The sequence below is a fragment of the Thauera sp. SWB20 genome (assembly GCF_000831325.1).
Lineage (GTDB): Bacteria > Pseudomonadota > Gammaproteobacteria > Burkholderiales > Rhodocyclaceae > Thauera > Thauera aminoaromatica.
Genome location: NZ_JTDM01000020.1, coordinates 727,985 through 747,174, shown reverse-complemented (window position 1 = coordinate 747,174; position 19,190 = coordinate 727,985). Strand labels below are relative to the sequence as shown.

The following is a 19,190-nucleotide window of genomic DNA, read 5'->3' as shown; positions in this document are numbered from 1 at the left end:
CAGACGGAGGACGGTCGCGTGGGAATGCTTCAGCTTTGGATGGAGAAGGAGGGGGTCAGCTCTTTCGATGCGCTTGGTAAGGAACTCAGGCACCGCTACCCTGGACTTGAATGGCCTTCGGCTCGATCACTGGGCGTCAAACTTGGCCAGCTGGACAAAGGTGCAGCGACCTGGTGGGCCAAACGCATCGACTTCACGAACAAGCTCGCAGAGCTCCTGAAGTGCGACCCACGAGAGCTCGGCGTTCACAGTGCCGAGTCAGCGCACCTTCCCTACTACTTCGAAGATTTTCCCGAGCTTCCGCCACTCGATCTGAGTCGGGAGGGGCCTTGCGATCTCGGCTGCTTGGTCGGCAAGCAGGATCTCGACGAAAAGCACCTAGCTCCATGGTTTGGTCGTACCACGCCTGGGCAGACCCTTGTGACGACAGTGAATGGCGTCTCCTGGCTGTACTTCCCGCCAGGCACGGGGCGTGATCTGTATTGGGCGCGCCTCAATGCACTCAGTCCATTCGAGTGCGTTAGCACGACCGCCCTGTCGACACTCTCCGAGCGATTGCAGAAGCCCTCACCTATCTGCATCAACCTCAACCGCGACAACGGCCATCGCGACCTATTGGTCCTCTCCAGCCGAAACCCGGAGTGTCCGATCTTGATCTGCGCACCGTTCGACCTGCCGTCCCGACCAGCTGCGGGATGGAAGGAGGTGCTTGAGTGGGACTATCAACTCGACACCCTGGAGGAGAGGAACCTGCGCACACTGACCAACAGCGCGTTCTCTGCCTTTGACGGCGGGGCTAACAGATATCGATTTGTGCTTTACCGAGACTGGCGGACCCGACTGATCACCTGGATCCTCAACCGGCTTCGGACGCATCTGGACACCCGACTCGGCCCAGCGCAACTAGAAGCCTGGCTAGACGGCTTTAGGAATCAAGACGTCTTTGACACCCCGCGTAGCATCGTTGCGATGTAAGCGCTCCACGAACCCCATCCTTACGTAGCCCCGGGTGAGTCCGCATGCTTGGGCTTCCGTTTCTCTGGGAGCACGAGCATGTCGGAGCGCAGCACGTTCTGGTTGTCGCACCTTTCGGCGATCGAGGCCGAAGGCATCACCACGAAGGCCTACGCCGAGCGCGAGGGCCTGTCGCCGCAAGCGCTTTACCAATGGCGTAAGCGCCTGGTGGCCGGCGGTCGCCGCAGCCGCGCCAAGCTTGGCGGATTCGTTCCGATCCAGATCGAGCCTTCGATGACGGCCCGCACGGGCTGCACGGTAATGATCGGCGCACAGCTGCGGCTCGAGTGCGCGACGCTGCCCGGCGTCGACTGGCTGGCCGCGCTGTCGGCGGCGCTCTCGGAGCGGGGGCGCTGATGCATCCGGGGCACACCATCGGCGCGGTGTATCTGTACCGGTCGGCGATCGACTTTCGCAAATCCATCGGCGGGCTGTCGGCGCTGGTCGAGCAGGAACTGGGATTGAACCCGTTCGGCGACGCGCTGTACCTGTTCATCAACCGCCGCCGCGACAAGCTCAAGGCGCTGTACTGGCACCGCAACGGCTTCTGCCTCTGGTACAAGCGGCTCGAAGCCGAGCGCTTCGCCTGGCCGGCGGCCGAGGCGAGCCAGCCCACCTGCACGCTGACGATGAAGGAGCTCGAGTGGCTGCTCGAAGGCTTCGACCTGTGGGCGGCAAAGCCTCATAAAACGCTGCATTACCAATCAGTTACGTAGCGTGATCGGGTATAATTCCGGCATGCCACAGCGTACCGCCGCCCCTCGTTCGAATGCCAATGTCGGCGTGTGCGCGTCCGTCCTCCCCGCGCAGTTGCCCGACGATCCGGCGGTGCTCAAAGCCTTGCTGCTGGCCCAGCAGCGTGCCTTCGAGACGCAACTCAATACCCAACTTACAGTCCAGTTCGAGACGCTTCGACGCGCGCAGGAAGCCACCCTCAAGGCGTACGAGGCCGACCTCCAGAAAGTCGTCCATACCCGCGAAGTCGAACTCCAGAAAGCGTTCGATGCGCGTGAGCTCGAGCTTCAGAAAGCGTTCGATGCCCGCGAGGCCGAACTGCAAAAAGGCTTCGAGGCACGCATCCTCGAGCTCTACGAGCAGCTGCGCCTGGCGCGTCGGCGCATGTTCGGGCCCAGCAGCGAATCGCACGCGGGCCAGGGCTGGCTCTTCGACGAGGCCGAAGCGCTGGCCGCATCCGCATCCGAGGCGGGCGATACCGCGACCCTGCCGCTCTCGGCCACTGAACCGTCTGGCCAGACGCCCGTCGACGCCGGCAAGAAGAAGGCGCGCGGCAAGCGCAAGCCCTTGCCGATCGAGCTGCCGCGCATCGACGTCGTCCACGACGTCCCCGAGGCCGAGCGTACCTGCGCCTGCGGCACCCCCATGGTCGAGATCGGCCAGGACGTCAGCGAACAGCTCGATATCGTGCCGATGCAGGTGCGCGTGCTGCGCCACATCAAGAAGCGCTACGGCTGCCCCAAGGGCGATCAGGCGCCGGTCAGTGCCCGCGCTCCGGCGCAGGTGCTACCCAAGAGCAACGCGAGCAACGACCTGCTGGCGATGCTGCTCGTCACCAAGTACGTCGATGGGCTGCCGCTCGCGCGTTTCGAGTACGTGCTCGCCCGTGCGGGCGTGCTCGTGCCGCGCCAGACCCTGGCGCGCTGGGTGATCGGCACCGCGCAGGCGCTGCAGCCGATCGCCAACCTGATGCGCGACGTGCTGCTCGGGCATGACGTCATCCACATGGACGAAACCCCGGTCCAGGTGCTCAAGGAACCCGGTCGGGCGGCAACCAGCAAGAGCCAGATGTGGGTGCAACGCGGTGGCCCGCCGGGTAGGCCGGTGATCCTCTTCGAGTACGATCCGAGCCGCGCGCAGGCGGTGCCCTTGCGCCTGCTCGAAGGCTGGAAGGGGTATCTGATCGCCGACGGGCTCGAGAGCTACGGCGCAATTGCCTTCACCGAAGGGGTGACCCGGCTCGGTTGCTGGGTCCATGCACGCCGTCGTTTCGTCGATGCCGGCAAGGTGCTGCCCGAAGGCAAGCGTGGTCGCGCCCACGAGGCGCTGGCCCTGATCGGCAAGCTCTACGCCATCGAGAAGGAGGCGCGCGAACTGAGCGACGTCGAGCGTCTGGCGCTACGCCAGAGCCGAAGCCGTGCCGTCATCGGTGAGCTTCGCGCTTGGCTCGACCAGGTGCTCCCCACCGTGCCGCCCACCTCGATACTCGGCGGTGCCCTGGGCTACCTGCATCGGCAGTGGCCGCGACTGACGCGCTACCTCGAGCGCGGCGACCTGCCGATCGACAACAACCCCGCCGAAAACGCCATCCGCCCCTTCGTCGTTGGGAGGAAGGCATGGCTCTTCTCGGACACCCAGGCCGGTGCGCGTGCCAGCGCACTCATCTACTCGCTGATCGAGACCGCCAAAGCCAACAACGTCGAGCCGTACCTGTGGCTGCGCCACGTGCTGCGCGCCTTGCCCACCGCCACCACCGTCGAACACGTCGAGGCCCTCCTGCCCTGGAATCTCAAGGCTGAGCAGTTGATCACAGCGTAGCGAGCCCCGGAAGGATGGGGTTCGTGGAGCGCTTACGTTGCGATCTGCAGGTTCGCACACAGATTTGGACGTAGCGCCCTGCCAGACCCCACAAGCCGCCGTGCCGGAGCGGCCTTCCTGAAACTGCACTTCGAGAAACCAGTCCAGGAACTAGAAACATTCCACCAAGTAGTACATAGCTGGCTCACCGATCCCGACATTCAGTGGAACACCCCCCTCACCACTGACGGCCGTCGACGACTGCACGAAAGGACGCTTGCACCGAGCGCTGACCCACTCATCTCCGCGTTGGCGGACGAAGCCGACCCAGCCGTACGCTCAAAGATGGCAGAACGCCTGAAAGAAAAGTTCCGAGCTCAGCGGTCTGCCTCTCTCGCTGGGGAAACCGCTCCTCCGGATGCGGCGCTCATGGAAGCTGAACATGCGCCACGGTTCCTGCGGGATTTGGTCGCGCGAGATGATCTGCTCCAGATGGTCCTTACCGGCTCGCACAAGCAATGGGGATCGCTGTGTTTTGAGCACACTCGAGCACACCTCGCGATGGATGCACTGAGCCTACTGACGACAGAAGAACTTCAAGAGGTTTTGAAGAACCTCATCGAACATTACCAAGACAACGCTGCAAGTATCGGCGCGGCTGAGGCGCTCTTTTGCATCATCGGGCAGAAGGGGCCCCAAGCAGATTTATCCATGAGCACCGCCGAAGCGCTGGCCACCACCGTCTTGCGCAGGCTCGCCCGAGCAAGCTTCGACCCCCAACCGTGGTCATCCGTAGCGTCTTCCGCCGCGGAAGGTGCTTGGGTAAGCGCTTGCTGGGGATGGAGCCTGACCCTGGCAAGGTCACCAGTCGAGCTGCCTGATGCCTGGGCCGCCTTCTTCCCAGGGTGGGCTGCGCTTCCTGAGGCTATCGACTGGACAAGCATCGCGAGCCTGGCCGTTGAAAAGGACTCCAACCTCGACTTTCCCGCAAGAACATATCAGCTTCTGCAGCACGCCGAAGTCATTACCGACAGATTTCAAGAGATCCCGGCCACCGTACCGGACATCCTGATTCCTCTTCTCATCCTCCGTGCAGAAAAGAAGAACTGGGCGATACCTTCAGCATGGTGGCGATTTGCCCTTACCAATCACTGGGCCGAAGAGCTTCTCATCGAACACTGGCGGGAAGGCTCCCTCACCCGGCCATTGTCCTCTTTGCTCGAGAGTCTCGCCTCGGATGGCGAAGGGCACACAGGACATCGCTCCCCTGGCGAGCTCACCGGCGTACAGACCTTCATGCTCAAGGGAATGCCGTTACGAAAGCACTTGTTCGATCGCTCCCAGCCCTCAGAGCTCTTTCAGCTTCTGAGTCCGCGTGCCGTGAGGGCAGCGTTCAGCCTCTTCGAACTGCTGCCCGAGCGTTATCAAACCGCCCTGCTCAATTGGTATCGAGCAAATCCAGCAGGCCGCCCAAGCTGGTTCTCCATCGTTGAGAAACTCAGTCTTAACCTCGTCGATACAGTCACCCCGTGGCTGGACGAACCAGAAGGTGACTTCGTGGCGAGGTGGTTGTGGGGCACTGCACCAGAACATGCAACAGCACTTCTGACTGGGAAAATAACCGCAGCGACAAAGCGCAAACTGATCATGAATCAGCATGGACGACACGGTCTCGAGCAAACCGTCGCTGCACTGGAAAGCGCACCCGACTCCCTGGATGCAGAGGAGCGCTTCAACTGGGCGCTTGTACGCATTCACGACTCCGGAAGTCTTGCACAGAGGCTTCTGCACCTTATGCATATGGATTTCTGATGTAGAATGCGGAACGAGCCTTTCCCTCGATGCATAGTGACGATGCACACTTCAAGCGAGACCTGTACTGAAGTGTTATTCCTTGGTCACCCATCTACTGATGGAATATCGTACTCAATCACCTGAGACAATAATGACAACCCTGCAAGAACTCCTAGCCCAGAAAGAAGCCCTTGAACAGAAGATCGCAGAACTTAAGAAGTCTGAGCGCGATGACGCACTGCGCAGCGCCCGAAGCCTCATTCAAACCTACGATCTAACGGTCGATGAGCTCTTCGGCAAGCAAAAATCGCCCGTTAAAGCCGCCGCCGCAAAGTATCGCAACCCAGAGACCGGTGAGACATGGAGCGGGCGAGGTCGTGCACCTCGTTGGCTCGACGGCAAAAACCGCGAGGATTTTTCCATCTAGGTCTGAAGTAATTTTTCGGGCTCACACCGCGCTCAAACCGACCCTCCGCGAGCCGTCTGTCACCGACCGGCACATTGGAGCCAGTTGATGATCGGCACAATGGAGCCACCGCGTGATCGGCACATTGAGGCCAGTCCGTGATCGGCATATTGGAGCCAGTCGCGGATCGGCACATAGAGGCCAGCGCCGGATCGGCGTAATGGAGCCACTTCCACTCTGACGGACGTCTCGACCTTGACCGGTCCATCGCTATCCTGCTGCCTTTTTGTTCGGCAGGAGGTAGGCGGTGGCCCGCAGGAGCATCGAGATGTACGAGTACCGCCAGGCCCTGATGCGCATGCGCCAGGGCGATTCCGAGCGCGAGATCGCGCGCTCGAAACTGATGGGGCGCAGCAAGGCGGCCCGGTTCCGCGAGCTGGCTCGCGCCCAGGGCTGGCTCGATCCTGAGCGGCCCTTGCCCGAGGACGCCGAGATCGCCGCCGCGCTCGGGCAGCCGAAGCTGCCGGCGACGGCCCAGTCCTCGATTGCCGCGTACCGGCCGCTGGTCGAGCAGTGGCTCGCGCAGGGCGTCTCCGGCGTGGTGATCCACACCACGCTCAAGCGTGAGCATGGGTTCAGCGGGCACTACTCGAGCGTAAGCGCTCCACGAACCCCATCCTTCCCGGGCTCTTTACGCCGTGATCAACTGCTCAGCCTTGAGATTCCAGGGCAGGAGGGCCTCGAAATGTTCGACGTTGGTCGCGGTGGGCAAGGCGCGCAGCACGTGGCGCAGCCACAGATACGGCTCGAAGCCGTTGGCCTTGGCGGTTTCGACCAGCGAGTAGAGGAGTGCGCTGGCACGCGCACCGGCCTGAGTGTCCGAGAAGAGCCATGCCTTTCTCCCGACCACGAAGGGACGGATGGCGTTTTCGGCGGGGTTGTTGTCGATCGGCAGATCGCCGCGCTCGAGGTAGCGCGTCAGACGCGGCCACTGCCGATGCAGGTAGCCCAGGGCACCCCCGAGCACCGAGGTGGGCGGCACGGTGGGGAGCACTTGGTCGAGCCAACGGCGCAGTTCGTCGATGACGGCGCGGCTTCTGCTCTGGCGTAGCGCCAGGCGCTGGGCGTCGTTCAGTTCGCGCGCGTCCTTCTCGATGGCGTAGAGCTTGCCGATCAGGGCCAGCGCTTCGTGGGCGCGGCCGCGCTTGCCGGCAGGCAGCACCTTGCTGGCATCGACGAAACGACGTCGCGCGTGCACCCAGCAACCGAGCCGGGTCACCCCTTCGGTGAAGGCAATTGCGCCGTAGCTCTCGAGCCCGTCGGCCATCAGATGCCCCTTCCAGCCTTCGAGCAGGCGTAAGGGCACCGCCTGCGCGCGGCTCGGATCGTACTCGAAGAGGACCACCGGCTTGCCCGGCGGTCCGCCGCGCTGCACCCACATCTGGCTCTTGCTCGTGGCTGCCCGGCCAGGCTCCTTGAGCACCTGCACCGGGGTTTCGTCCATGTGGATGACGTCGTGCCCGAGCAGCACGTCGCGCATCAGGTTGGCGAGCGGCTGCAGCGCCTGGGCGGTACCGATCACCCAGCGCGCCAGGGTCTGGCGCGGCACAAGCACGCCTGCGCGAGCGAGCACGTACTCGAAACGCGCCAGCGGCAGCCCATCGACGTACTTGATGACGATCAGCAAGGCCAGCAGGTCGTTGCTGGCGTTGCTCTTGGGCAGCACCTGCGCCGGGGCGCGGGCGGTGACCGGCGCCTGGTCGCCCTCGGGGCAGCCGTAGCGCTTGCGGATATGGCGCAGCACACGCACCTGCATCGGGACGATGTCGAGCTGTTCGCTGACGTCCTGGCCGATCTCGACCATGGGCGTGCCGCAGGCGCAGGTGCGCTCGGCCTCGGGGACGTCATGGACGACGTCGATGCGCGGCAGCTCGATGGGCAAGGGCTTGCGCTTACCACGCGCCTTCTTCTTGCCGGTGTCGGCGGACGCCTCACCCGTCGTCTCGGTGGCCGGCGGCGGCAAGGTTGCGGTGTCGAGCGCCTCGGGTGCGGACTCGGCCAGCGCCTCGGCCTCGTCGAAGAGCCAGGCCTGGCCCGCGTGCGATTCGCTGCTGGGCCCGAACATGCGCCGACGCGCCAGGCGAAGCTGCTCGTAGAGCTCGAGGATGCGTGCCTCGAAGGCCTTTTGCAGTTCAGCCTCCCGCGCATCGAAGGCTCTTTGGCGTTCAGCCTCCCGCGCATCGAAGACTTTCTGGAGTGCGGCCTCACGGGCCTCGAAGGCTGCCTGCCGTTCGGCTTCACGCGTCTCGAAGGCACGCTGCTGTGCCAGCAACAAGGCTTTGAGCGTTGCTGGATCGTCGGGCAACAGCTCGGCCAGGACGGATGCGCACACGCCAACGGAAGGGTTCGAGCGAGGGGCGGCGGTACGTTGCGGCATGCCGGAATTATACCCGATCACGCTACGTAACTGATTGGTATTGCAGCGTTTTATGCGGCCTTGCCGCCCACAGATCGAAGCCCTCAAGCAGCCATTCGAGCTCCTTCATCGTCAGTACGCAGGTGGGCTCGCCCGCCTCGGCCGCCGGCCAGGCGAAGCGCTCGGCTTCGAGCCGCTTGTACCAGAGGCAAAAGCCGTTGCGGTGCCAGTACAGCGCCTTGAGCTTGTCGCGGCGACGGTTGATGAACAGGTACAGTGCGTCGCCGAACGGGTTCAGCCCCAGCTCCTGCTCGACCAGTGCCGACAGTCCGCCGATGGATTTGCGAAAGTCGATCGCCGGCCGGTACAGATACACCGCACCGATCGAATGCCCCGGGTGCATCAGCGCCCCCGCTCGGCAAGGGCCACCGACAGCGCGGCCAGCCAGTCGACGCCGGGCAGCATCGCGCATTCGAGCCGCAACTGCGCGTCGATCACCACCGTGCAGCCCGCGCGGGGCGTCATCGAGGGTTCGATCTGGATCGGGACGAATCCGCCAAGCTTGGCGCGGCTACGACGGCCACCGGCCACCAGGCGCTTGCGCCACTGGTAGAGCGCCTGCGGCGACAGCCCCTCGCGCTCGGCGTACGCCTTCGTGGTGATGCCCTCGGCTTCGATTGCCGACAGGTGCGACAACCAGAACGTACTGCGCTCCGACATGCTCGTGCTCCCCGAAAAACGGAAGCCGAAGCATGAGGGCTCAACGGGGGCTACGTAAGGATGGGGTTCGTGGAGCGCTTACACTCGAGCGTGCGCCGGCTGATCGCGCAGATCGGCCGCGAGCAGCCGCCCGAGACGACGGTGCGGCTCACCTTCGCGCCGGGCGAGGCCGCGCAGGTGGACTTCGGCGCCGGCCCCCAGCTGGTCGATCCGGCGACGGGTGAGATCCGCCGCACCTGGGCGTTCGTGATGACGCTCTGTTTCTCGCGTCACCAGTACGTGGAGTTCGTCTGGGACCAGAGCGTGCGCACCTGGCTGGGCTGCCACCGCCGCGCCTTCGAGTGGTTCGGCGCCGTGCCGGCGCGGCTCATCATCGATAACGCCAAGTGCGCGATCACCCGCGCGTGCATGCACGACCCGCAGGTGCAGCGCGCCTACGCCGAGTGCGCCGAGGGCTACGGCTTCCGGATCGACGCCTGCCCGCCGCACGACCCGCAGAAGAAGGGCATCGTCGAGGCCGGCGTCAAATACGTGAAGGGCAACTTCCTGCCCACGCGCAGTTTCCGCGATCTGGCCAATCTGAATGCCCAAGCGCGCGAGTGGGTGCTGAAGGAAGCCGGGCTGCGCATTCACGGCACCACCCGCGTGCGCCCGCTCGACACCTTTGCCGTCGAACGCAGCACCTTGCTGCCGCTCCCCGAAGTGCCGCCGGACCTGGGCACCTGGCACGCAGTGACGGTGCATCGCGACTGCCACGTCAGCTTCGAGCGCGCGCTGTACTCGGTGCCGTTCGCGCTGGTGGGCAAGGCGTTGTGGCTGCGGGCCACCGACGCCGTGGTCACCGTCTATCACGACTTCAAGCCCGTCGCCACGCATGCCCGCACGCGGCGTCCCGGCGAGCGTCGCACCGTCTCCGATCATCTGCCAGCGGCCGCCCAGCGCTTCTTCGCGCACGACCGCAGCTGGTGTCTGCAGCAGGCCCGTGAGATCGGAGACGCCTGCGCGCAGCTGATCGGGCAACTGCTCTCAGATCGCATCAGCGAGCGCCTGCGGGCCGCCCAGGGCGTTCTCGCGCTCAAGGGGAAGTACGGCGCCGCACGCCTCGAGGCGGCCTGTGAGCGGGCCATCGCCCACGACAGCCCGCACTACCGCACCGTCAAGACCATCCTCGCCGGCGGTCACGACCTCGCCCCGGTGCGCACGATCACCCCCGAGCCCTATGCCGGCCGTGCCCGCTTCGCGCGCGCCACCGCGTCGCTGTTCGAAGACGACGGCCCCACGTTTCACTGACCCGGGCGCAGCGCGCGCCCACTTCACCCAAGGAGCCTCACCATGAACCCCGCCACCGAACTGGCGCCGCAACTCAAGCAGTTGCGCCTCTCCGGCATCCTCGACTCGCTCGACACCCGCAACCGCCAGGCCATCGATGCCAAGCTCGCCTACACGGAATTCCTCGCCCTGCTGATCCAGGACGAGATCGCCCGCCGCGAGCAGAAGAAGTTCGGCACCCGGCTGCGCCGCGCGGCCTTCCGCGCCACCAAGACGCTCGAAGGCTTCGAGTTCGACCGCCTGCCCTCGACCAACCGCGCCCTGGTCCATGACCTCGCGACCGGGCGCTACATCGACGAGCGCGCCCCGGTGCTGATCGTCGGCCCTTGCGGCACCGGCAAGAGCCATCTGGCGCAGGCGCTCGGGCACTGCGCCGTGCGTCAGGGGCACGACGTCATCTTCGCCTCGTGCGCGCAACTGCTCGCCAGCCTGAACGCAGCGCGCGCGGTCGGCACCTTTGAGCGCAAGCTGCAGCAACTGGCGCGCGTGCCGGTGCTCATCATTGACGACTTCGGCCTCAAACCGCTTCGCGCGCCCGCCGACGAGGATCTGCACGACCTCATCGCCGAGCGCTACGAGCGTGCTGCCACCCTCGTCACCAGCAACCTCGACTTCACCGAGTGGGATCAGGCCTTCCCCGGCAACCGACTGCTGGCGTCGGCCACCGTCGACCGCCTGCGCCACAACGCCTACTGCCTCACCCTCGACGGGGCCTCCTACCGCGCCCCGCGACAGGGGCCGAATCGGGCGAAAAACGCCCTTGCCAGCACCCCGAAAAACATCGATTCTTGACCCCCCAACGACGTCCGTCAGAGCCCGGTTCGAGTGGCTTCTATATGCCGATCATCGGTGGCCCTATTGTGGCGGTCAGTGACAGCCGTCACGTTTTCTTCAGGGGAACCGCCGTTCCTCTGAGGAACTTTAACCTGCTGCATGAAAAAAATAACGACGCCGGAAGTGCTGCAATGAGACATTTTTTACTACTTGGGATGCTTTCTGCCGTTCTAGCTTTGGCTGGATGCGCAACTGGAAACCCGCCGAGGATTGTCAAGGAGGAACCTCCACGACTGATGCTTGTCGGCGTCGACCAGATCCCGAAGGATATTCAGGCAACGCCCACGTATGTCGTCTTCGACAACAGTACCTCCATGACGAACTATCTTCGGGAGGCGCTTGCAAAGCGGGGCTTTCAGATCACATCGCAGCCAGAACAAGCGCGCTACGTAATCCGAATTTCTGGCGAATTTCACTCCAAAGGACGAATCACAGTCAAACCGACAGAGCTCGGGCCGATTTTCGACAATGCAGATGCAGCCATGCGGAAACGGGACTACAGCGTGACCCCTGACGTTGGTGACACCCTTAACTCGGTGACAGCGAATGCTTATGCGAGTCAAATACTCAACGCCGGCTACCTACATGCGGTCAGCGTCGGAATACTCGGGGCACTTGGTGAAGCCACAGGTTTAGCTGGACGCTTTAACGAGATGGTAGCTGGCGATCCAAAAGGCTTTTGCATCAAAGACTGTGAAGACAGAGCCTTCAGCCGCCAACATGCGCGAGTTGAAGCATTTCTAACTCTAGAAAATGTTCAAATTGCACGCTTTGGGCGTGCTGCTGAGGCATACCAACCAGCATTCGTTCCGCAGGCGCTGATCCTTATGGCGCTTGACGGTACAGTGAACGCCATTCTCGAAGGAACTCAGCGGTAAGGAAACTCCCCATCTGGTTCAGCCTCAGCCCCCTCGTGCGGGCGGGCAATCATCCATGTATCACACTCTTGGCGGATCGCATGCGATCCGCCAAGCGTGACTCAGCTAAAGCTGAAGGTTTTGATCTAGAGCATCTCAGTCCAGCCTTTCGATCACTCCGCCGGCATCTCCCGTCATCCGGAGCAGCGCGCGGAGCCCCTGCCCCATCATCGGCCGGGGGAAACACCAACGGTTGCCGTCAGCCCCATCCGGCCCCGAGTACCGAAATCCGCCGTAGTCGGATATCAGCTCGTTTAACGTGTGCCACGCAGCTGGATCCTTCTTGTAGGGTGGAATCCATACGTCGATCCACTGACCGCGCGGATCATGCTTGTGCCAGACCCAGATCCTGAGTCCCCCCAAGCTGACGATGATGATGAGCTTCCTGCCTTGCGACTTCTTTTTCACATTCACCTCCTTTATGAAAAGGTGAATAGGTTGTGCGACATGCCCCTATAAAGCTTTGGCAATGAGAGGACCAAGGCCGTAATCTTCATGCAGCGCACTGGAAACCTGACTACAGAAAGCCCATGGAGCGAAGTACCTGCACGAGAGCCCTGCAAGATGTAACGCGAATGGCAAGGCAACATCCACGTCATAGTGATACCTTTGTGCAGTCGAGTTTCTGTCCTCCAGACACCTGACCTTCCGCAATCCTTTTCTCTTCAGCCCTTTTTCAGATCTGCCAACCCCAAAAAGCCATGCGTGACGACGATTTCCATCTCGAGCGAATCATCCTCATCGACTCATACCGGGAGGGCGATATCGTCGAGGTCAGGCTCGACGGGCACGTAAATATCAATGGCTTCAACGCTGCTGGCAAAACCACCCTCTTAAGGACCATCCCGCTTTTCTACGGAGAGGCTGCAGCGCGGATGCTCAAGGGCGAGCAAGGCAAAAAGGCGTTTTCGGATCATTACCTGCCGCGAACTACCTCGTACATCGTCTTCGAGTACGTGCGGCGCGGCCAGCCATGCATGGCGGTGCTCCATTCGAACACCAGCGGCGAAAGCGTCCAGTACCGCTTCATGGACACCGGATACCGCAAGGATCTGTTCGTCGTCGGCCAAGCGATCGTCGAGAGCAACACTCAACTCCTTCGCCATGTTGAGAAGCAGGGAGCCCAATGTACGCGCGCCTTCTCTCGTGCCGAGTACCGTTCCATCATCCAGAACGATGTGGATAAGCGCGAGCTGCGCTCGCTCGCCTCACGGTTCGCCTTCGTAGGTGCAGGTAGTCGACTCTCACACATCGACCGGATCGTGACCGGCATGTTCGTGCGCGCCACAACGTTCAGGGATCTTCGTCAGATCATTGTCGCGAGCATCGATCAGAACGAGGGGCAACTGGAGATTCGTGCGCAGCGTGATCAGATGGATGTGTGGATCCGAGATCACGACGCCTACGTAGAGGTGATGAGGGAGTCGGAGCGCGTTGAAGGGCTTCTTGAAGCGAACAAGCGAAGGCAGTCGGCACTCGCCTCGCTCAGCTTGGTGAAAGGTCAACTCCTAGCGCTGCAGCGCATGCGCTCATCGCAACTCGAGATCGTGACGAGCGAACTCAAAGCACTCGAGGAGAGGGCCACTACAGCACGCGTGAAAGCCCTGCAGGCGGTTGCCGAAGCAAATGGTCGCCTCAAAGCCAAGGAAGGCGAGCTCGAGCACGCAAGGGCACAACTCGATCGGCTCGAAGCTCAAGCAAAGCGGTACCGTGACGAGGGCTTCGAGAAGCGTGCACAGGCCCAGGATGATCTGGCCTCGCTTCAGGCCGAACTCGAAGGGCAGGAGAAATCCCACACCGCCCTACTCGGCAGCCAGCGCAGCGTGAGCGAGGAATACGAGAGACTGGAGCTTGTGGCCAAACAGCAAGCAGGGACCACACTCGCAGAGCTCGAGAAGAACAAGGCGCCCATCTATGACGAAATGGACCGCCTCAAGACCGAATGCGAGGAGCACTACCAACGCCTTGAGCAAGCCCTGCGCGAAGAGCACGAACGAAAATTGCGCGAAGCCAACGACGATGGGCGTGCGATCGCAGAGCGTATCGGTTGGCTGAACGGGCGGATCAAGGACGCCCAAGCGAGTCCGGAGCTCGTGGCGCAAAAGGAGGCAAAGGATGAAGAATGCGAAGCGGCCCGCGTCGAAGTAGATCGTGCGCGCATACAGCGTGACGATGCGCAACGTACCAAGCTCGCGGTCAAAACCGCCTTCGAAGAGGCCGATCGTCAATTGGGTCGTATCCAGACACGGCTCCAGGACCAGAAGGTGGCCCTACAAGCGGCGATGCAGGTAGGCGACGCAGCCCCGGGCACCCTTGTTCATTTCCTTCGCAATCACGTTCCTGACTGGCGCGAGAACATCGGCAAGCTTGCCTCTCGTGAGCTCCTGCTGCGAAACGACCTCGTGCCTGAACTCGACCAGGAAGCGGGCCAAAACCTTTACGGCGTGCGACTGCGACTCGATCGGGTCGAGACCCCTTGGCATGCTCATGAGGAGGCGATCGAGAGTCGGATCGCACAGCTGAAGGACGAGATAGACGCCGAGCAAAATCGACATGCCCTGCAGGATGCTGCGCTTAAGGAGGCCACGGCCAGTGTCGAGCGCGCTGCAAAAGCTGAAGACGAGGCCTCGCGTGCCTATCAGGTTGCCGATGAACGCTCACGACGTCTCGCGGGAGAGCAGCAATCCTTAAAGCGCCAGCTTGACGACAGCCGTGCGCGAGCGAAAAAGCAAGCACAAGAGGATCTGCGCGAGGTCACTGGCCAGAAACAAGCCCTCGACGCCGAGATCGAAAAACTAAATGCCGCCCTCGCTGGCACCCTCGGCGACAATGCGTCGGCCCGGCAGCAAGCCTTGAGCGCGCTCGAAACCACCAAGACGAACAAGCTCGCAGCCATCGCCAGTTCGATCCAGCAAGTCCAGGGAGCACTCCAACGCGAACTTGGCCGGCTGCAAGAGGAGCGCCACCGTAGCCTTTCTGCCAAGGGAATTGATTCGCAAACGCTCGCACGTCTCGAGGAGGCGATCACTTCGCTCAAAGGGAGCATCGAGCGCATCCGAAGGGATGCCCCCGCGGTTGCGCAGTATCAGGTGTGGTTGCAATCTCAGTGGCTACTGCGGGCGCAGTATGGCGCGCAAGTTCAAGCCATCGAGCGCGATGTGCGCCAACTAAAAGACGACGTCTCCCGTATGCAGACCGATGGGGAGAAGATTCTCGCGGCATTGGCGAAGGAGATCGATGCCCTCGAAAAGCGGGAACACGGTATCGCTGCGGAGCTGTCCGCGGTGAAGGCGCGCCTCGAAAAGCTCGCATTCGTCCGGGAGGACGCGGACGCGGCCGAGCGCGAGCCTGACGGCGCACATACGCTGCCTTATCTGGATCACGTCAAGCGGGAGAATGAAAACGTCCTGCTTGAAGCCGACAGAAGGATCGAGGATGACGTCGCCGTGATCCTTCGTGCCTTCACGAAACACCGTGGCACAGCCCCCGACCGCTTCTACGAGAGCTGTCGTAGTGATCTCGCAGCAGCCAACCAGCGCGGCCGGGAGTGGATTCCGGCGATCGAGGAGTGGTTTGTAAGCCGGCACCTTGAAGCCCGTCGCGTCTTGCGCGATGGCGCCTCGCTGCTGGGCCAGACGGTTGACGAGTTCTATGGCGCCTTGAAGGCCTTCAAGAACCGAGCGCAGAGCTTCTCACGCGAACTTCAGACATGCATCGACAGCAGCGCCGATTTCGACAAGATCTCCAACGTCCAGGCACGTATCCAGACCACCGTTGACGCACTGGACTACTGGGGCAGCATCGCCGGCTTGAGCGAAGAGTTTCGCTTATGGTTCGAGCGTCAGGACGATGACTTGCCGCATCAGGAATTCTGCCAAGCCCTTCGCCGGGTCGCGCAGTGCTTCGATCGTGATCGCACCTTGTCAGCAGACCTGGTTGATCTGATCCAGCTCGAGATCGACCTCGTCGAGAACGGGCGCCACGTAACGGTACGAGACGAGCGTGCCCTCGAACATGTCAGCTCCAACGGCCTGTCCTACCTGATTCTGATCGTGCTCTTTCTCGGCTTTTTGCAGCGGATTCGCAAGGACTCGCCAGTACAGGTTCTCTGCGCGGTCGACGAGCTGAAGAACCTCGACCTGGCAAACACCGAGCGACTCTTCGGCTTGCTCGATCGGCACCGGGTAACACTGATCAGTGCCTTCCCCGACGCTGATCCCGAAGTGCTGCGCCTCTTCTCACACCGCTACACCATCTTGCCCGAGCGCCGAGTGGCCAAGGTCGTTCTCGATGCGGTCCTCGACGACGGGGACGAACCCGCTTCGAAGCAGATCACAGGGCACAACGAAAAAACGGCTGAAGTCCGCGCGAGCGAGCCGAGCAATGCCAGCACCGTGCTCTCAGAGGGCTCCGATCATGTTTGACTCCATCGTCATGCGGCTACTCACCGGCAAGTTCCTGTGTGAAACGACCGCGCCCGAGGCCTTCCGGGCACTTGAGGAAGACGCGATGCGCAACGACGTCGATGCGTATCTGCGTCGGATCGGCCGACGACTCGCGTGCACGGCCGGCGGGCACGCCTACTACATGGCGTACGAGAGGATTGGCCCGGACGAACGGGTTGAAGTGAAGCGGCTCTTCTCCGAGATCAAGCATGACCTCCGCCCGATGGTGAACTTTCTGAAATTCACCATGCAGGCCCTACGCAACGAAGAGGCGCCCTCCCCGGGCGAGCGGATCGACTACCCGGCCATACTGAGAGCGGTCACCACGCATCCGCAGCTTGCCGATGAGTTGCGCAACTTCGCGGCACTCGGACGCGACTTCACCGCATCAGAATCGACTGCGCGTAGCATGCTCGACAAGGTGTTCACCCAGGTCGTAAAAGGGGGATATCTCTTCCTTCTCGATCGGGACCGGGAGGTCTATGCCTTTACCGGCAAGCTCGACTTTCTGCTCGAAGCCATCGAATTCCTGATGGCCAACGAGCAGATCGCGGACGAGGCGCCAGACGATCAACCCGAGCAGATGCGGATGCTGTGATGCGCGACGTGACTGTCACGCTGCTTGAGCGGCTCCACACCCATCGGCACCTCGTGGCCGAGGCCTACCACCAGGGTTCCATCGTCCGCAGCGACGACAACCGCAAGGCGATCGAAGTACTCCAACAGCAGCGAGTTCTCGTCCCCCACACCCCTGAAGAGTATCGGCTACACAGCACCTTGCGGCGCTTCCTCGACTCTGCACTCAACACCCATCGCATCCTGCACAGCTCGGCTGACATCGGCACCATCTTCGTACGCCTCGAGGTGCTCACCGACAGCTACATAGCCGCCTTCAACGAAGATAACGAATCCGATACCGATGCCTACGAGGACGAGATTGCCCAGGCGGTTTTCGAGATATCCGACGGCTTACAGGGCTTCATTACCAACCTCCAGGCCAACATCGAGACCCGCTTCGCCGCGGTAAGCTCCATTTCTGCCAAACGCAAGCAGAATGAGTTCTACCTCGATGCGACGCATACGCTGGTCCAAGTACTCGAATCCTTTCACTTCTCGGACCTCCTTGATCGTCTCCAGGCCTTTCCGAGAATCGAAGAGCTTCTTCGAACGCAGCTCTTCAACCGAATTCCAATTCTCAGAAGCACACTACAAACGATCTATGAAACGCTGCGCCAGTTCCTCTTCGAGTTCCGCAAGATCGAGGCTCGTGCCAAGCGAATCCAGCAGATGTGGTTATTTCTCAAGAAGACCCCCGACTACGAACCCCGCCCCTGGGACAATTCGACTGATCTGCCGCCCTGGCTCGAGCGCTCGCCAGGACTGGTGATCGCCACGCACCCCGACGTGTCTGATGACAACTGTGAAAACCGCCTGATCGAGATTGCAAAGAGTATTCCACCGGCCGATGTAAGCACGCGCAGGCGCCGAGCGGCGGGTCGGATCATGACCGAGGACGTTCCAGACGCAGTCACAGTGCAGGTCAAACCCCACATGATTGCCCTGAGACAGATGTTGAAGGATGCGAAAGTCGCCAATACCCCGGTTTCTGCCCGGGGATGGCGTGCGGAACATGCAACCGAACTCGATATCGACGACGCGCTGTGGCTTGAGCTTGCGCTGGACGTGCTTGCCAAGGGCACCCGTATCACCAAGGGCGTCGAAGTTGGCTACGACGAACTCTCCCGCGAGGAGCCTTTCGCTGGCGGAAACGTCTTCATCAAGGATCTGCGCCTGTGGAAAAACGCCTGATCGCCACTCTGCTGAGGATCGTACAGACCCCCAAGAGTGATTTTCCCGCTGGCGTCGGTCTCAGAGATTTTCGCCAGCGTTACGGAATCGGCCTCCCCGTCGGCAGCACGAGCATCCGATTCTCCGACAAAGACAAAGTGGAGATCACGGCGTTGCTCAAAGCGCAGGCAGGCATCGATCCCGGTCAAGTGTCGCCTGGGGCGTGGGAGGGGCTCACGCGCGCCCAAGCGCTCAACCTTGCCCACGACGAAAAACTCGCCCGCGGCGCGGTCAAGCGTGACCGCATCTCCGTGAAAGCCGCACCCGGGCAAGCCATGAGAATCGGCGGCCGCAGCCTGGAGTTGCCGAATCACGCCCATCTGGACATCAACTGGAAAGAGGTCGATGCGATCGAGCATCCATGCGCGCTTGTGGTCGAGAACTACGAGGTTTTCGACGCCCTGCACCGCACGGAAATCACCAACGCACTCGCAGCAGCAGGGTACGAGCAGGCGCTGATCATCTACCGTGGCGACACAAACGAGAGCCGCAAGGACCATGTTCTGGCTTTTCTCGCCGCGTTCGCACTACCGGTCGTCCTCTTTGGGGATCTCGACCCCGCGAGTCTCGTCGAGGCGTCGAGCTTCCCGAATGCCCGAGCAATCACCTTACCCGTTGCACTGGACCAAGCATTCGATTCATACGGGAACAAGGATCTGTACGCTCGACAGGTTGGACCAGCATTCGAGCAGCTCCTGGATTCGCCCTCCAGAGGGCTGCGCACAGTAGCCAACGAGATCCATCGACAACGCAAGGGGTTGGTTCAGGAAAGCATGATCGGCAGGGGCGTTGCACTTCAAGTCGAAGCAATCTGAAGCCTCTCAGGAAGGCGCTTGGCAGCCACCCAAGGCGAAAGGCGGTAAGCAGCAGATCAGCGGTTGGCTTAACGCCGCTGCTGAAAGGATTCGGCTGCGGTTCCACAACGGCGTGGCGAT

General features: G+C 62.1%; 18 protein-coding genes. 13 read left to right on the top strand and 5 right to left on the bottom strand.

Annotated features, from left to right (window positions below):
* The first annotated feature begins 18 nt into the window (after positions 1-18).
* The 6 genes from PO78_RS17195 (at position 19) to PO78_RS22515 (ending at position 5,767) form a co-directional block, all read left to right on the top strand.
* Positions 19-975, top strand: coding sequence for a hypothetical protein (locus PO78_RS17195; RefSeq protein ID WP_156147838.1), 957 nt, complete (start codon positions 19-21; stop codon positions 973-975).
* 78 nt (positions 976-1,053) lie between these two features.
* Complete coding sequence (gene tnpA / locus PO78_RS17190; protein ID WP_043741458.1) at positions 1,054-1,371, top strand: IS66 family insertion sequence element accessory protein TnpA; 318 nt, start codon at positions 1,054-1,056, stop codon at positions 1,369-1,371.
* Positions 1,371-1,730: an IS66 family insertion sequence element accessory protein TnpB gene (tnpB, locus tag PO78_RS17185; protein WP_043741456.1), complete on the top strand. Its 360-nt coding sequence runs from the start codon at positions 1,371-1,373 to the stop codon at positions 1,728-1,730. Before tnpA (PO78_RS17190) ends, tnpB (PO78_RS17185) begins: the two co-directional genes overlap by 1 nt.
* Before the next feature lie 22 nt (positions 1,731-1,752).
* Positions 1,753-3,567, top strand: a complete 1,815-nt coding sequence (gene tnpC, locus PO78_RS17180) for an IS66 family transposase (RefSeq protein WP_043741453.1) — start codon at positions 1,753-1,755, stop codon at positions 3,565-3,567.
* Between the two features lie 408 nt (positions 3,568-3,975).
* Positions 3,976-5,358 carry a hypothetical protein gene (locus PO78_RS22970; RefSeq protein ID WP_156147837.1) on the top strand — a complete coding sequence of 461 codons (1,383 nt, stop codon included), beginning with the start codon at positions 3,976-3,978 and terminating at the stop codon, positions 5,356-5,358.
* A gap of 133 nt (positions 5,359-5,491) precedes the next feature.
* Positions 5,492-5,767, top strand: a complete 276-nt coding sequence (locus PO78_RS22515) for an H-NS histone family protein (RefSeq protein WP_082047853.1) — start codon at positions 5,492-5,494, stop codon at positions 5,765-5,767.
* Positions 5,768-6,016: 249 nt separating this feature from the next.
* Here the strand turns inward: PO78_RS22515 and PO78_RS23240 are convergent, their stop codons facing one another.
* The 4 genes from PO78_RS23240 to tnpA (PO78_RS17155) form a co-directional block, all read right to left on the bottom strand.
* Positions 6,017-6,367 carry a hypothetical protein gene (locus PO78_RS23240; RefSeq protein WP_043745437.1) on the bottom strand — a complete coding sequence of 117 codons (351 nt, stop codon included), beginning with the start codon at positions 6,365-6,367 and terminating at the stop codon, positions 6,017-6,019.
* A 70-nt stretch (positions 6,368-6,437) separates the two neighbouring features.
* A complete protein-coding gene (gene tnpC, locus PO78_RS17165) occupies positions 6,438-8,183 on the bottom strand; it encodes an IS66 family transposase (RefSeq protein ID WP_012584783.1) in 1,746 nt (581 codons plus the stop codon).
* A 22-nt stretch (positions 8,184-8,205) separates the two neighbouring features.
* Positions 8,206-8,565, bottom strand: coding sequence for an IS66 family insertion sequence element accessory protein TnpB (tnpB, locus tag PO78_RS17160; RefSeq protein ID WP_012584784.1), 360 nt, complete (start codon positions 8,563-8,565; stop codon positions 8,206-8,208).
* Positions 8,565-8,882 (bottom strand): IS66 family insertion sequence element accessory protein TnpA, encoded by a 318-nt coding sequence (gene tnpA, locus PO78_RS17155; protein WP_012584785.1) that lies wholly within the window; start codon positions 8,880-8,882, stop codon positions 8,565-8,567. The genes tnpB (PO78_RS17160) and tnpA (PO78_RS17155) overlap by 1 nt, the downstream gene beginning before the upstream one ends.
* Positions 8,883-8,942: 60 nt before the next feature.
* Here tnpA (PO78_RS17155) and istA point away from each other — a divergent pair, with 60 nt between their 5' ends.
* From istA to PO78_RS22960, 3 genes are read left to right on the top strand one after another with little or no spacing between them, the layout of a single operon-like run.
* Entirely contained in the window at positions 8,943-10,172 is a 1,230-nt protein-coding gene (gene istA, locus PO78_RS17150) for an IS21 family transposase (protein WP_269429765.1), read from the top strand.
* A gap of 42 nt (positions 10,173-10,214) precedes the next feature.
* Complete coding sequence (istB, locus tag PO78_RS17145) at positions 10,215-11,003, top strand: IS21-like element helper ATPase IstB (protein WP_043745434.1); 789 nt, start codon at positions 10,215-10,217, stop codon at positions 11,001-11,003.
* 44 nt (positions 11,004-11,047) lie between these two features.
* Entirely contained in the window at positions 11,048-11,923 is an 876-nt protein-coding gene (locus PO78_RS22960; RefSeq protein ID WP_156147836.1) for a hypothetical protein, read from the top strand.
* A 135-nt stretch (positions 11,924-12,058) separates the two neighbouring features.
* On the opposite strand, the gene PO78_RS17140 is transcribed toward PO78_RS22960, so the two are convergent.
* Complete coding sequence (locus PO78_RS17140; RefSeq protein WP_043745432.1) at positions 12,059-12,370, bottom strand: hypothetical protein; 312 nt, start codon at positions 12,368-12,370, stop codon at positions 12,059-12,061.
* A 293-nt stretch (positions 12,371-12,663) separates the two neighbouring features.
* Here PO78_RS17140 and PO78_RS17135 point away from each other — a divergent pair, with 293 nt between their 5' ends.
* Genes PO78_RS17135 through PO78_RS17120 form a run of 4 tightly spaced genes read left to right on the top strand, consistent with a single transcriptional unit; the run spans position 12,664 to position 19,070 of the window.
* Positions 12,664-16,386 (top strand): ATP-binding protein, encoded by a 3,723-nt coding sequence (locus tag PO78_RS17135; RefSeq protein WP_043745430.1) that lies wholly within the window; start codon positions 12,664-12,666, stop codon positions 16,384-16,386.
* On the top strand, positions 16,379-17,005 hold the full coding sequence (locus tag PO78_RS17130; protein ID WP_043745428.1) for a condensin complex protein MksE: 627 nt from the start codon (positions 16,379-16,381) through the stop codon (positions 17,003-17,005). Before PO78_RS17135 ends, PO78_RS17130 begins: the two co-directional genes overlap by 8 nt.
* Positions 17,005-18,216, top strand: coding sequence for a hypothetical protein (locus tag PO78_RS17125; protein WP_043745425.1), 1,212 nt, complete (start codon positions 17,005-17,007; stop codon positions 18,214-18,216). The genes PO78_RS17130 and PO78_RS17125 overlap by 1 nt, the downstream gene beginning before the upstream one ends.
* Positions 18,201-19,070, top strand: coding sequence for a DUF7281 domain-containing protein (locus PO78_RS17120; RefSeq protein WP_043745423.1), 870 nt, complete (start codon positions 18,201-18,203; stop codon positions 19,068-19,070). Before PO78_RS17125 ends, PO78_RS17120 begins: the two co-directional genes overlap by 16 nt.
* Positions 19,071-19,190 lie beyond the last annotated feature (120 nt).

Excerpts from the sequence above, each read along its gene's own strand:
- PO78_RS17130 (WP_043745428.1), top strand. The coding sequence starts at position 16,379 with ATGTTTGACTCCATCGTCATGCGGCTACTCACCGGCAAGTTCCTGTGT.
- tnpC (WP_012584783.1), bottom strand. The coding sequence starts at position 8,183 with ATGCCGCAACGTACCGCCGCCCCTCGCTCGAACCCTTCCGTTGGCGTG.
- tnpC (WP_043741453.1), top strand. The coding sequence starts at position 1,753 with ATGCCACAGCGTACCGCCGCCCCTCGTTCGAATGCCAATGTCGGCGTG.
- PO78_RS22960 (WP_156147836.1), top strand. The coding sequence starts at position 11,048 with ATGCCGATCATCGGTGGCCCTATTGTGGCGGTCAGTGACAGCCGTCAC.
- PO78_RS22970 (WP_156147837.1), top strand. The coding sequence starts at position 3,976 with ATGGAAGCTGAACATGCGCCACGGTTCCTGCGGGATTTGGTCGCGCGA.
- tnpA (WP_012584785.1), bottom strand. The coding sequence starts at position 8,882 with ATGTCGGAGCGCAGTACGTTCTGGTTGTCGCACCTGTCGGCAATCGAA.
- PO78_RS17125 (WP_043745425.1), top strand. The coding sequence starts at position 17,005 with ATGCGCGACGTGACTGTCACGCTGCTTGAGCGGCTCCACACCCATCGG.
- istA (WP_269429765.1), top strand. The coding sequence starts at position 8,943 with ATGGGGTTCGTGGAGCGCTTACACTCGAGCGTGCGCCGGCTGATCGCG.
- PO78_RS22515 (WP_082047853.1), top strand. The coding sequence starts at position 5,492 with ATGACAACCCTGCAAGAACTCCTAGCCCAGAAAGAAGCCCTTGAACAG.
- tnpB (WP_043741456.1), top strand. The coding sequence starts at position 1,371 with ATGCATCCGGGGCACACCATCGGCGCGGTGTATCTGTACCGGTCGGCG.
- tnpB (WP_012584784.1), bottom strand. The coding sequence starts at position 8,565 with ATGCACCCGGGGCATTCGATCGGTGCGGTGTATCTGTACCGGCCGGCG.
- tnpA (WP_043741458.1), top strand. The coding sequence starts at position 1,054 with ATGTCGGAGCGCAGCACGTTCTGGTTGTCGCACCTTTCGGCGATCGAG.
- istB (WP_043745434.1), top strand. The coding sequence starts at position 10,215 with ATGAACCCCGCCACCGAACTGGCGCCGCAACTCAAGCAGTTGCGCCTC.
- PO78_RS17135 (WP_043745430.1), top strand. The coding sequence starts at position 12,664 with ATGCGTGACGACGATTTCCATCTCGAGCGAATCATCCTCATCGACTCA.